Annotated in this window: 11 protein-coding genes; 10 read left to right on the top strand and 1 reads right to left on the bottom strand. The window is 53.5% G+C overall.

The annotated features are described in order from the left end of the window. Positions 1–76 precede the first annotated feature (76 nt). The 9 genes from rpsA to EoCCA6_RS19760 all read left to right on the top strand — a co-directional run bounded on the left by rpsA (position 77) and on the right by EoCCA6_RS19760 (position 10,726). Positions 77–1,750 carry a 30S ribosomal protein S1 gene (gene rpsA / locus EoCCA6_RS19720; RefSeq protein ID WP_003858235.1) on the top strand — a complete coding sequence of 558 codons (1,674 nt, stop codon included), beginning with the start codon at positions 77–79 and terminating at the stop codon, positions 1,748–1,750. A 169-nt stretch (positions 1,751–1,919) separates the two neighbouring features. Continuing rightward, entirely contained in the window at positions 1,920–2,207 is a 288-nt protein-coding gene (gene ihfB, locus EoCCA6_RS19725) for an integration host factor subunit beta (RefSeq protein WP_003858233.1), read from the top strand. Positions 2,208–2,418: 211 nt separating this feature from the next. Then, entirely contained in the window at positions 2,419–4,683 is a 2,265-nt protein-coding gene (locus EoCCA6_RS19730) for a ComEC family protein (protein ID WP_152084090.1), read from the top strand. 36 nt (positions 4,684–4,719) lie between these two features. Continuing rightward, complete coding sequence (msbA, locus tag EoCCA6_RS19735; RefSeq protein WP_152084091.1) at positions 4,720–6,468, top strand: lipid A ABC transporter ATP-binding protein/permease MsbA; 1,749 nt, start codon at positions 4,720–4,722, stop codon at positions 6,466–6,468. Further along, positions 6,465–7,442, top strand: a complete 978-nt coding sequence (lpxK, locus tag EoCCA6_RS19740; protein WP_152084092.1) for a tetraacyldisaccharide 4'-kinase — start codon at positions 6,465–6,467, stop codon at positions 7,440–7,442. Before msbA ends, lpxK begins: the two co-directional genes overlap by 4 nt. Before the next feature lie 44 nt (positions 7,443–7,486). Beyond that, positions 7,487–8,716, top strand: a complete 1,230-nt coding sequence (locus EoCCA6_RS19745; protein WP_152084093.1) for a winged helix-turn-helix domain-containing protein — start codon at positions 7,487–7,489, stop codon at positions 8,714–8,716. 45 nt (positions 8,717–8,761) lie between these two features. Then, complete coding sequence (gene ycaR / locus EoCCA6_RS19750) at positions 8,762–8,944, top strand: protein YcaR (protein ID WP_152084094.1); 183 nt, start codon at positions 8,762–8,764, stop codon at positions 8,942–8,944. Continuing rightward, on the top strand, positions 8,941–9,687 hold the full coding sequence (gene kdsB / locus EoCCA6_RS19755) for a 3-deoxy-manno-octulosonate cytidylyltransferase (protein WP_152084095.1): 747 nt from the start codon (positions 8,941–8,943) through the stop codon (positions 9,685–9,687). The genes ycaR and kdsB overlap by 4 nt, the downstream gene beginning before the upstream one ends. Before the next feature lie 145 nt (positions 9,688–9,832). Beyond that, on the top strand, positions 9,833–10,726 hold the full coding sequence (locus EoCCA6_RS19760) for a YcbJ family phosphotransferase (protein WP_152084096.1): 894 nt from the start codon (positions 9,833–9,835) through the stop codon (positions 10,724–10,726). On the opposite strand, the gene elyC is transcribed toward EoCCA6_RS19760, so the two are convergent. Beyond that, on the bottom strand, positions 10,703–11,482 hold the full coding sequence (gene elyC, locus EoCCA6_RS19765; protein WP_152084097.1) for an envelope biogenesis factor ElyC: 780 nt from the start codon (positions 11,480–11,482) through the stop codon (positions 10,703–10,705). The two genes, EoCCA6_RS19760 and elyC, sit on opposite strands and share 24 nt — an antisense overlap. Before the next feature lie 124 nt (positions 11,483–11,606). On the opposite strand from elyC, the gene cmoM reads away from it, so the two are divergent. Beyond that, positions 11,607–12,386, top strand: coding sequence for a tRNA uridine 5-oxyacetic acid(34) methyltransferase CmoM (cmoM, locus tag EoCCA6_RS19770; RefSeq protein WP_152084098.1), 780 nt, complete (start codon positions 11,607–11,609; stop codon positions 12,384–12,386).

Consider the following 12,386-nt stretch of genomic DNA (forward strand, 5'->3'; position numbering starts at 1 on the left):
ATTGACGGCGGGTATGTGAAACAACCCCATCCGGCACGGAGCCAGGTGGACGTTAATATTAACCTGAAGATTAAACATGACTGAATCTTTTGCTCAACTGTTTGAAGAATCCTTAAAAGAAATCGAAACCCGTCCGGGTTCCATCGTTCGTGGTGTTGTTGTTGCTATCGACAAAGACGTAGTGCTGGTTGACGCCGGTCTGAAATCTGAGTCCGCCATTCCGGCAGAGCAGTTCAAAAACGCCCAGGGCGAGCTGGAAATCCAGGTCGGTGACGAAGTTGACGTTGCTCTGGACGCAGTAGAAGACGGCTTCGGCGAAACCCTGCTGTCTCGTGAGAAAGCTAAACGTCACGAAGCATGGATCACGCTGGAGAAGGCTTACGAAGAAGCTGAAACTGTGGTCGGTGTTATCAACGGCAAAGTTAAAGGTGGCTTCACTGTTGAGCTGAATGGTATTCGTGCGTTCCTGCCAGGTTCACTGGTAGACGTGCGTCCAGTCCGTGACACCCTGCACCTTGAAGGCAAAGAGCTTGAGTTCAAAGTAATCAAGCTGGACCAGAAGCGTAACAACGTTGTTGTTTCCCGTCGTGCCGTTATCGAATCCGAAAACAGCGCAGAACGCGATCAGCTGCTGGAAAACCTGCAGGAAGGCATGGAAGTCAAAGGTATCGTTAAGAACCTCACTGACTACGGCGCATTCGTTGATCTGGGCGGCGTTGATGGCCTGCTGCACATCACCGACATGGCGTGGAAACGCGTTAAGCACCCAAGCGAAATCGTGAACGTGGGCGACGAAATCACTGTTAAAGTGCTGAAGTTCGACCGCGAGCGTACTCGTGTATCCCTCGGCCTGAAACAGCTGGGCGAAGATCCATGGGTAGCTATCGCTAAGCGTTACCCAGAAGGTACTAAACTGACTGGTCGCGTTACTAACCTGACTGACTACGGCTGCTTCGTTGAAATCGAAGAAGGCGTTGAAGGTCTGGTGCACGTTTCCGAAATGGACTGGACCAACAAAAACATCCACCCATCCAAAGTTGTTAACGTTGGTGATGTAGTGGAAGTGATGGTTCTGGATATCGACGAAGAACGTCGTCGTATCTCCCTGGGCCTGAAACAGTGCAAAAACAACCCATGGCAGCAGTTCGCGGAAACCCACAACAAGGGCGACCGTGTTGAAGGTAAAATCAAGTCTATCACTGACTTCGGTATCTTCATCGGCCTGGACGGCGGCATCGATGGCCTGGTTCACCTGTCTGACATCTCCTGGAACGTTGCAGGCGAAGAAGCAGTTCGTGAATACAAAAAAGGCGACGAAATCGCTGCAGTTGTTCTGCAGGTTGACGCAGAGCGTGAGCGTATCTCCCTGGGCGTTAAACAGCTCGCAGAAGATCCGTTCAACAACTGGGTTGCACTGAACAAGAAAGGCGCAATCGTAAACGGTAAAGTGACTGCAGTTGACGCTAAAGGCGCAACCGTAGAACTGGCTGACGGCGTTGAAGGTTACCTGCGCGCTTCCGAGGCTTCACGTGACCGCGTTGAAGATGCAACTCTGGTTCTGAGTGTTGGCGACGACGTTGAAGCTAAGTTCACCGGTGTTGACCGTAAGAACCGTGCTATCAGCCTGTCTGTTCGTGCTAAAGACGAAGCTGATGAGAAAGATGCAATCGCAACTGTTAACAAACAGGAAGATGCAAACTTCTCTAACAACGCAATGGCTGAAGCATTCAAAGCAGCTAAAGGCGAGTAATATCAGGTTCTCAGCATCATTTGATCTGTAACGCATTTACAGCGCGAAGGATGAGGAGCAGACTTGACAGATTGCAGGATTCGTCCTGTAATCAATAACAAAGGGCGGCTACGGCCGCCCTTGTTTAATGAGCTGTTCAGCTAAATGGTTTGAAGGAACCGGAGGAATCATGACCAAGTCAGAATTGATTGAAAGACTTGCCAGTCAGCAACCGCACATCCCGGCAAAGGCTGTGGAAGATGCTGTTAAAGAGATGCTGGAGCATATGGCCACCACTCTTGCCCAGGGCGAGCGCATTGAAATCCGCGGTTTCGGTAGTTTCTCTCTGCACTATCGTGCTCCACGCACCGGGCGTAACCCGAAGACTGGCGATAAAGTTGAACTGGAAGGTAAATACGTTCCTCACTTTAAACCGGGTAAAGAACTGCGCGATCGCGCCAATATTTATGGCAACTGAGTTTAGCCGTCAGGGTTAAACTGGGTTTTAAAGAAAGCACCTTCGGGTGCTTTTTTTGTTTTCCTTCCTTCATTTCTGAAGATGTGCCGCAATTCCTGTTTGGTTTTCTGTAACCAACCAAAAACGTTACAGCGACCGCCGCAACACTCACTTTATCCGTCTGACGATGCCCCATTAAACCCGCATACTTCTCTGAAACAGGGAGGTGAAAATGGGGATATCCGCTATCAGTCTGTGTGCCATTCTGGCAATTATCCCACTGTATTGGTTACCCGTTCTGCCGGACCTTCATACTGTCTGGGGGAGCATTGCCGTCGGGATTGTGTTGGCTTTTCAGCAGCGGGCGTGGCTGCGTTACATGGGAACCGGGTTGTTATTTTTTGCCTGGGGCATTCTGAACGCGCAGGAAAATATCTGGCCCATGCAGCACTTAACGACAGGGCCACAGCAGGCAGAGGTGGTGATTACCGCAACCGACGGTGCGACGGTGCATCAGGCAAACATTGTCAGCCTAAACGGAAAACGTTGGGGGGCCGCAACGGGTGTAACGCTGTATGGTAATTACTTACCTGAAAAGGTGTGCGCGGGTCAGCGCTGGGCCATGTCGCTGCGCCTCAGAGCGGTACATGGTGAACTCAACGAGGGAGGCTATGATTCGCAGCAGAGTGCCTTTGCCCGACATCAAACGTTGAGCGGACGCTTCACTCACGCAGAGAGTATTGATGCTCGCTGCAGCCTGCGTTCACAGTACCTGACATCATTGCAACGTTCTCTTTCCCCATTTCAGTGGGGGACAGTGATCCTGGGGCTGGGAATGGGGGAGCGTCTGAATGTGTCGCGCGAAATAAAAAATTTGATGCGTGAGACGGGGACCCTGCATCTGATGGCAATTTCAGGTTTGCACATTGCGCTGGCAGCCTCTGTTTTTTGGTTTCTGGCTCGGGGCATCCAGCTATTCTTGCCCTGTCGCTGGATGATATGGCAGATACCGCTACTAGCTGGCCTGCTGTTTGCCGCCTTTTACGCGTGGCTAACTGGTTTACAGCCACCGGCACTGCGTACTGTTATTTCTCTTGCGGTGCTGGCAGCTTTACGGATGAGCGGCCGCCTGTGGTCACCCTGGCAGGTCTGGTTATGCTGTGTGGCGACGATCCTGATTTTCGATCCCATGTCTGTGCTATCACAAAGCCTTATTTTGTCGGCTTTTGCCGTGGCGGCATTAATTTTCTGGTATCAGTGGTTGCCTCTCCCGCACTGGCGCTGGGCTAGCCGGATACGCCCTTTGGTAAATTTAATCTATCTGCAGTTGGGTATGTTGCTGCTGCTTCTGCCTTTACAGGTGCTGATTTTCCATGGCTTCAGCATATCTTCACTGGTTGCTAACCTTTTTGCCGTTCCGCTGGTGACGTTTATCTCGGTTCCGCTGATCCTGTTCGGTATGCTGCTGCATCTGCTCCCGTTGGTTTCTCTTGAGAACGCCGTCTGGTTTGCGTCAGATAAATCTCTTGCGGGGCTGTTCTGGCTGCTGATGCGACTGCCGGATGGCTGGCAGGATGTTGATGAACGCTGGCAATACCTGACGTTATTGCCGTGGTTTGCTATAGCTGGCTGGCGTTTCCGCGCCCTGAAAGCCGTACCTGCGGTTTGTCTGGCAGGAAGTATTATGCTGTCGTTTCCTTTCTGGCGAACGGTTAAAACGGACAGCTGGACGCTGCATATGCTTGATGTGGGGCAGGGGCTGGCAATGGTGGTTGAACGCCACGGGAAAGCCATTTTATACGACACCGGGCTGGCGTGGCCGGGGGGCGACAGTGGACAGCAACTGATTATTCCCTGGCTACGCTGGCACCATCTTAAGCCGGAAGGCGTGATTCTGAGTCACGAGCATCTTGACCATGCAGGTGGCCTGCCATCACTACAAAAAGCATGGCCTGATATGTGGATAAAAAGTCCGCTACGCTGGGCCGGGCATCTTCCGTGTTTTCGTGGGCAGCAATGGCAGTGGCAGGGTTTAAAATTCACCGTGCACTGGCCGCCAGAGGAGTATCATGCCAAAGGCAATAACCGCTCCTGCGTGGTAAAAGTTGATGATGGTGAACAGAGTGTACTGCTGACGGGAGACATTGAAGCGCGGGCTGAACAGATGATGCTGAGCCACCACTGGCGCTATCTTGCGTCTACACTCATTCAGGTACCGCATCATGGCAGCAATACCTCTTCATCACTGCCGCTGGTGCAGCGTGCCGAAGGGAAGATAGCGCTGACCTCAGCGGCCCGCTATAACGCATGGCGATTTCCGTCTGTTAAAGTGGTCAGGCGTTACAGAAAAGAGGGCTATATCTGGCTTGATACGCCTCACTCCGGGCAAATTTCTGTGACGTTTTCGCAACATGACAGGCAAATCCGTCGCTTACGCGATCACTATTTGCCACGTTGGTATCATCAGTGGTTTGGCGCGCCCGTCGATAACGGGTAGAATATGCGGCTATTTCAACAAATGCTGGTTTTTTGAATGCATAACGACAAAGATCTCTCCACGTGGCAAACGTTCCGCCGTCTCTGGCCGATGATTGCACCTTTTAAAGCAGGCTTGATCGTGGCGGGCGTAGCGTTAATCCTCAACGCAGCCAGCGATACTTTTATGTTATCGCTCCTCAAACCGTTACTGGATGACGGTTTTGGTAAAACGGATCGCTCAGTGTTGCTATGGATGCCTCTGGTGGTTATCGGACTGATGATCTTACGCGGTATCACCAGCTATATTTCCAGCTACTGCATCTCCTGGGTATCGGGAAAAGTGGTTATGACCATGCGCCGTCGGCTGTTCAGCCATATGATGGGTATGCCTGTCGCTTTCTTCGATAAACAGTCTACCGGTACGTTGCTGTCGCGTATTACCTACGATTCAGAGCAGGTAGCCTCCTCATCCTCCAGCGCGCTGATCACCGTTGTGCGTGAAGGTGCTTCGATCATCGGCCTGTTTGTGATGATGTTCTATTACAGCTGGCAGCTGTCGATTATCCTCATTGTTCTGGCACCGATTGTCTCTATCGCGATCCGCGTCGTGTCTAAGCGTTTTCGCAATATCAGTAAAAACATGCAGAATACGATGGGGCAGGTGACGACCAGCGCTGAACAGATGTTGAAGGGGCATAAAGAAGTGTTGATTTTCGGTGGTCAGGATGTCGAAACCAAACGCTTTGATAAGGTCAGCAACAAGATGCGTCTGCAGGGGATGAAAATGGTGTCAGCCTCTTCTATCTCCGATCCGATCATCCAGCTGATTGCCTCTCTGGCACTGGCATTTGTGCTGTATGCGGCAAGTTTCCCGAGCGTCATGGAGACCCTGACCGCGGGGACTATAACGGTGGTCTTCTCGTCCATGATTGCACTGATGCGCCCGCTGAAATCTCTGACCAACGTCAACGCGCAGTTCCAGCGCGGGATGGCAGCATGCCAGACGCTGTTCAGCATTCTGGATTCCGAGCAGGAAAAAGATGAAGGTAAGCGCGTGATTGAACGTGCAAACGGAGACGTTGAGTTCCGTAACGTGACCTTTACCTACCCTGGCCGCGAAGCCCCTGCGCTGCGTAATATCAGCCTGAATATCCCGGCAGGTAAAACGGTTGCGCTGGTGGGCCGCTCGGGTTCTGGTAAATCGACGATTGCCAGCCTGATAACGCGTTTCTATGACATCGACGACGGCGAGATCCTGCTGGATGGTCATGATCTGCGTGAGTATACCCTGCAATCGCTGCGTAACCAGGTTGCGCTGGTATCGCAGAACGTACATCTCTTTAACGATACGGTCGCAAACAATATCGCGTATGCGCGTACCGAAGAGTACAGCCGCGAGCAAATTGAAAATGCTGCTCGTATGGCCTATGCGATGGACTTTATCAACAAGATGGATAACGGTCTGGATACGATTATCGGTGAAAACGGCGTTCTGCTTTCCGGCGGCCAGCGTCAGCGTATCGCGATTGCGCGTGCGCTGTTGCGAGACAGCCCAATTCTGATCCTGGATGAAGCGACGTCTGCACTGGATACGGAGTCTGAACGCGCTATTCAGTCGGCTCTGGATGAACTGCAAAAGAACCGTACTTCGCTGGTGATTGCGCATCGTCTGTCGACGATTGAGCAAGCTGATGAAATCGTCGTCGTTGAAGATGGGATTATCGTTGAACGTGGTAGCCATGCGGATCTGCTGGCTCATCGCGGCGTTTACGCGCAGCTTCACAAGATGCAGTTTGGCGAATGATAGCACGCATCTGGTCAGGTGAATCACCGCTGTGGCTGCTGCTTCTGCCGCTCTCCTGGCTTTATGGCCTGGTGAGTGGTGTGATCCGCTTGCTTTACCGTCTGGGGCTGAAACGCGCCTGGCGCGCACCGGTTCCGGTGGTGGTGGTCGGTAATCTGACTGCGGGTGGAAACGGTAAAACGCCAGTGGTTATCTGGCTGGTAGAGCAACTTCAGAAACGGGGTCTCCGGCCTGGGGTGGTCTCACGTGGCTACGGGGGCAAAGCGGCGCAATATCCTCTGCTGTTAAGCGCTCAAACCACAACGGCTGAAGCTGGCGACGAGCCTGTACTGATCTACCAGCGCACGGGCGCGCCGGTTGCGGTGTCTCCTGTGCGCAGTGACGCTGTGAAGGCACTTCTCGCTGAGCATGCGGTTCAAATCATCATTACCGATGATGGCCTGCAGCATTATGCTCTGGCGCGAGACAAAGAGATTGTGGTCATCGACGGTGTGCGCCGTTTTGGCAACGGCTGGTGGTTACCCGCGGGGCCGATGCGTGAACGCGCATCCCGTTTGAAGTCTGTTGATGCGGTCATCGTAAACGGTGGCGAAGCCAGAGCGGGGGAAATCCCGATGCACCTTCACCCTGGTCTGGCGGTGAATCTTTTGACCGGTGAACGTCAGGATGTCGCGCAACTCTCCTCTCTGGTTGCGATGGCGGGTATTGGTCATCCGCCACGCTTCTTTACGACGCTTGAACAGTGTGGTGCCCGGCTTGAAAAATGCGTGCCACTGGCCGATCACCAGGCTTTGGTTCCGGAGCAGGTTGAAGCGCTGACTGCGCCTGGACAGACGCTCATTATGACAGAAAAAGATGCGGTGAAATGCCGTGCCTTCGCGAAAGAAAACTGGTGGTATCTGCCGGTTGACGCTGAACTCAGCGGCGAGCAGCCGGAACAATTGCTCAGGGAGCTGATTGCGCTAACACATTAATAGCAATCCTGTTTCCGGTAGCGCGTTAACTGACAGGAAAAAGCATGTCTTTACCGCAACTCACACTTTCAGCCGCACGTCATTTACACCTGGCTGCGCAGGGGCTGCTTAAAAAGCCCCGTCGTCGCGCCCGCCCCGCAGACATCCTTTCCACCGTGCAGCGCATGTCGCTGCTGCAGATCGACACCATTAACATCGTGGCGCGTAGCCCGTATCTGGTGCTGTTCAGCCGTCTGGGACATTATCAGCCTCAATGGCTGGATATGGCGCTCAGTCAGGGTGAACTAATGGAATACTGGGCGCATGAAGCCTGTTTCCTCCCTCGCAGCGATTTCGCACTGGTTCGCCACCGCATGCTCTCCCCCGACAAGATGGGCTGGAAATACCGGCAGGAGTGGATGCAGGAGCACGCGGCTGAAATTGAGCAGCTTATTGCCCATATTCAGGAGAACGGTCCGGTACGCTCCGCTGATTTTGAACATCCGCGAAAAGGCGCGAGCGGCTGGTGGGAGTGGAAGCCGCATAAGCGCCACCTTGAAGGGCTTTTTACATCAGGCAAAGTGATGGTGGTGGAGCGCCGTAATTTTCAGCGTGTTTACGACCTGACGCATCGCGTGATGCCGCACTGGGATGACGCGCGCGATCTGCTCACCCAGGATACCGCTGAAGCCATTATGCTGGAGAACAGTGCCCGTAGTCTGGGTATTTTTCGTCCGCAATGGCTGGCGGACTACTACCGTCTCCGCCAGCCCGCGCTGAAACCGTTGCTGGAGCACTGGCAACAGACACAGCGCGTAATTCCGGTCTCAGTGGAGACGCTGGGGGAGATGTGGCTGCATGCAGATTTACTCCCGCTATTGCCGCAGGCCCTGGAAGGCAAACTTCAGGCCACCCACAGCGCGGTGTTGTCACCGTTTGATCCGGTAGTGTGGGACAGAAAACGTGCCATGCAGCTGTTTGATTTTAGCTATCGGCTGGAATGTTATACCCCGGCACCAAAACGTCAGTATGGCTACTTCGTTTTGCCTCTGTTGCACAAAGGGCAACTGGTCGGCCGTATGGATGCCAAGATGCACCGTAAAACCGGCATCCTGGAGATCATTGCGCTCTATCTGGAAGAGGGCGTGAACGTCACGGCCGCGTTGGAAAGAGGATTAACGTCTGCCATTAATGAGTTTGCTGTCTGGCAGGGAGCCAGGGAAGTCACGCTGGGGCGTCTGCCTGACGGGTTGTTTATATCCTGTCAACGTGGCTGGGAAACAGGCTTAGCCTGAAGAGGGAATGTGTTAAGCTGTAGCAATTACCCATACGGAGGAACTATGGATCACCGTTTACTTGAAATCATTGCCTGCCCGGTGTGCAACGGCAAGCTGTATTACAGCCAGGATAAACAAGAGCTGATATGCAAACTGGACAACCTGGCTTTCCCTCTGCGTGACGGTATTCCTGTCCTGCTGGAAAATGAAGCCCGTTCCCTGGTCGCAGAAGAGAGCAAACCATGAGTTTTGTCGTCATTATCCCGGCGCGTTATGCGTCAACGCGTCTGCCTGGTAAACCGCTGGTTGATATCAATGGCAAACCGATGATTGTGCATGTTCTCGAACGTGCGCGTGAATCAGGTGCCGATCGCATTATTGTCGCCACTGACCATGCGGATGTTGCACGTGCTGTTGAAGCAGCGGGTGGAGAAGTGTGCATGACCCGCGCCGATCACCAGTCTGGTACTGAACGTCTGGCTGAAGTTGTCGAAAAATGTGGTTTCAGCGACGATACGGTCATTGTTAACGTGCAGGGCGACGAGCCGATGATCCCGGCAGTCATTATTCGCCAGGTGGCGGAAAACCTGGCTCAGCGTCAGGTCGGTATGGCAACGCTCGCTGTGCCGATTCACCATGCCGAAGAGGTGTTTAACCCGAATGCGGTGAAGGTGGTGATGGATGCTGAAGGCTATGCGCTCTATTTCTCGCGTGCGACCATTCCATGGGATCGCGATCGCTTTGCCGTTTCAAAAGAGACGATAGGCGACACCTTCCTGCGTCATATTGGCATCTACGGTTACCGTGCAGGCTTTATCCGCCGCTATGTCAGCTGGGCACCCAGCCCGCTGGAACATATTGAAATGCTTGAGCAGCTTCGCGTGCTGTGGTACGGCGAAAAGATCCACGTTGCAGTGGCAAAGGAAGTGCCGGGTACGGGCGTTGATACGCCTGAAGACCTTGAGCGCGTGCGTGCCGAAATGCGTTAATTTTACCGCCATCCCCTCGTTCGGGGGGATGTTCTCCCGCCTGGTTATTTTTTTCTTTTCTTTTCCATAATTGATCTCTCACGGGTGACTTCTGCTCCCCGCGCGCTCATTATAAAAGCAGTAGTCTTAATGGGGGTAATCTCATATGGAACAACTGCGTGCCGAACTCAGCCACCTGCTTGGCGAAAAGTTAAGCCGGGTCGAGTGCGTGAATGAAAAAGCAGATACCGCTCTCTGGTCGTTGTACGACAGCCAGGGAAACCCGATGCCACTGATGGCAAGAAGTTTTACCTCACCGGGGGTCGCAAGACAGCTCGCCTGGAAAATGTCGATGCTGGCACGGGAAGGGACGGTCCGCATGCCAACGGTTTACGGCATGATGACGCATGAGGAACACCCCGGCCCGGATGTACTGCTTATTGAGCGTTTACGCGGCGTCTCTGTTGAAGCTCCGGCTCGCACGCCGGAACGCTGGGAACAACTAAAAGATCAGATTGTTGAAGCGCTGCTGGCCTGGCACCGGCAGGATAGCCGCGGGCTTGTCGGCCCTGTAGACAGCACCCAGGAAAATCTGTGGCCTCTGTGGTATCGCCAGCGTGTTGAGGTGCTATGGGGGACGCTTAATCAGTTCAATAATACCGGCTTAACCATGCAGGACAAACGCATCCTTTTCCGCACACGCGAGTGTCTGCCTGCGTTGTTTGAGGGATTCAACGATAACTGCGTCCTGGTGCATGGCAATTTCACGCTGCGCAGTATGTTGAAAGATCCTCGCAGCGATCAGTTACTGGCGATGGTCGGACCGGGCATCATGCTCTGGGCCCCCCGCGAATATGAGCTGTTCCGGCTGAGCGATAGCGGCTCCGCAGAAGGTTTGCTGTGGCATTATCTGCAGCGAGCCCCTGTCGCAGAGGCATTTCTCTGGCGGCGCTGGCTCTATCTGCTCTGGGATGAAGTGGCGCAACTGGTGAATACTGGCAGGTTCAACCGCGCCAACTTCGATCTTGCGACAAAATCACTGCTGCCCTGGCTCGCCTGACGAGCCTTTCAGCCACTGCCAGACGCGACCAAGCGTCTCATAGCCTACCCGATCGCTGTGCATCAACCACATTGGGGACGGAATCGCCCGTTCCCACGGGTTGAGCGGCGCGTTTATGGCCATCTGATTGGCAGGGGCGGGCAAGGGGTGTAGTCCTTGTTTCTCGAAGAAAATCATGGCTCTTGGCAGGTGCGAAGCAGACGTCACCAGTAAAAACGGGACATCGCCAATCGCGTCTTTAACCGCTGCGGCTTCTTCTTCCGTATCTTTTGGGCTATCCAGCGTGATGATTGCGGAGCGCGGCACACCCAGTGATTCAGCCACTCTTGCTCCGGCTTCTGCCGTACTGACCGGATTTGTTTTCGCCGCCGCACCGGTGAAGATCAGCTTTGATCCCGGATTCGCCAGCCACAGACGAATGCCTTCGTTCAGACGCGGCAGGCTATTGTTAATCAGGTTAGAACTGGGAGCCCAGTTTGCATCCCAGGTATAGCCGCCTCCCAGCACCACGATGTACTCAACTTTTTGCGTGCCTTGCCAGGTTGCATATTTATCTTCTATGGGGCGCAATAGTCCATCGGCCACCGGTTGCAGGCTCAATAACAGCAGTGCCAGCCAGCCCAGAGTAATGATCGATTTACCACTTTTCTGAAAGCGGCTAAACCACACCAGCGCCAGCCCCAGCGCAATGAGCAGAAGCAGCAGCGGAAGAGGAAGCATCATGCCTCCGATGTATTTCTTCAGGGTAAAAAGCATCCTTTTTGGTTCCTTTTTTAACCATATAGCAGGCGATTGTCTGTGATATTACACCAGAGAGGTTCATTCTCCGCTCGGGTGTGACAAAATAGCGGTTTTGCAGTTAGCGAGTGGAACTCTCCCAATGCGGGATCGCAATTTTGATGACATCGCGGAAAAGTTTTCGCGCAACATTTATGGCACCACCAAAGGGCAGTTGCGTCAGACGATCCTCTGGCAGGATCTGGACAACATCCTTGCCGCTTACGGTAGCCAGACGTTGCGTGTGCTGGACGCTGGCGGCGGTGAAGGGCAAACGGCCATAAAAATGGCGCAGCGCGGTCATCACGTCACGCTTTGCGATCTTTCTGCTGAGATGGTTGCGCGTGCGACCCGAGCAGCAGAAGAGAAAGGTGTGAGCGACAACATGCATTTTATACACAGCGCCGCTCAGGACATTGCTCAGCATTTGGAAACCGAAGTTGATCTGATATTGTTTCATGCTGTGCTGGAGTGGGTTGCCGATCCGCAAAAGGTCTTGCAAACCCTCTGGTCAATGCTGCGCCCCGGCGGCACGCTGTCGTTGATGTTCTACAATGCAAACGGCTTCCTGATGCACAACATGGTTGCAGGTAACTTCGACTACGTTCAGGTCGGGATGCCGAAAAAGAAAAAGCGCACGCTTTCGCCGGACTACCCACGCGATCCACAGCAGGTCTATAGCTGGCTGGAAGAGATTGGCTGGGAGATCACCGGAAAGACGGGCGTCAGGGTGTTTCATGATTATCTGCGTGAAAAACACAAACAGCGTGACTGTTTTGATACCTTAGCAGAATTAGAAACGCGGTATTGCCGCCAGGAGCCGTTTATCAGCCTTGGCCGTTATATACATGTCACTGCCCGCAAACCGCAGATGCAAGGATAA

It is taken from the genome of Enterobacter oligotrophicus (genome assembly GCF_009176645.1).
Classification (GTDB): domain Bacteria; phylum Pseudomonadota; class Gammaproteobacteria; order Enterobacterales; family Enterobacteriaceae; genus Enterobacter; species Enterobacter oligotrophicus.

Bases quoted from the DNA above. Each gene is read 5' to 3' on its own strand.
- rpsA (WP_003858235.1), top strand. From the start codon at position 77: ATGACTGAATCTTTTGCTCAACTGTTTGAAGAATCCTTAAAAGAAATC.
- ihfB (WP_003858233.1), top strand. From the start codon at position 1,920: ATGACCAAGTCAGAATTGATTGAAAGACTTGCCAGTCAGCAACCGCAC.
- EoCCA6_RS19730 (WP_152084090.1), top strand. From the start codon at position 2,419: ATGGGGATATCCGCTATCAGTCTGTGTGCCATTCTGGCAATTATCCCA.
- msbA (WP_152084091.1), top strand. From the start codon at position 4,720: ATGCATAACGACAAAGATCTCTCCACGTGGCAAACGTTCCGCCGTCTC.
- lpxK (WP_152084092.1), top strand. From the start codon at position 6,465: ATGATAGCACGCATCTGGTCAGGTGAATCACCGCTGTGGCTGCTGCTT.
- EoCCA6_RS19745 (WP_152084093.1), top strand. From the start codon at position 7,487: ATGTCTTTACCGCAACTCACACTTTCAGCCGCACGTCATTTACACCTG.
- ycaR (WP_152084094.1), top strand. From the start codon at position 8,762: ATGGATCACCGTTTACTTGAAATCATTGCCTGCCCGGTGTGCAACGGC.
- kdsB (WP_152084095.1), top strand. From the start codon at position 8,941: ATGAGTTTTGTCGTCATTATCCCGGCGCGTTATGCGTCAACGCGTCTG.
- EoCCA6_RS19760 (WP_152084096.1), top strand. From the start codon at position 9,833: ATGGAACAACTGCGTGCCGAACTCAGCCACCTGCTTGGCGAAAAGTTA.
- elyC (WP_152084097.1), bottom strand. From the start codon at position 11,482: ATGCTTTTTACCCTGAAGAAATACATCGGAGGCATGATGCTTCCTCTT.
- cmoM (WP_152084098.1), top strand. From the start codon at position 11,607: ATGCGGGATCGCAATTTTGATGACATCGCGGAAAAGTTTTCGCGCAAC.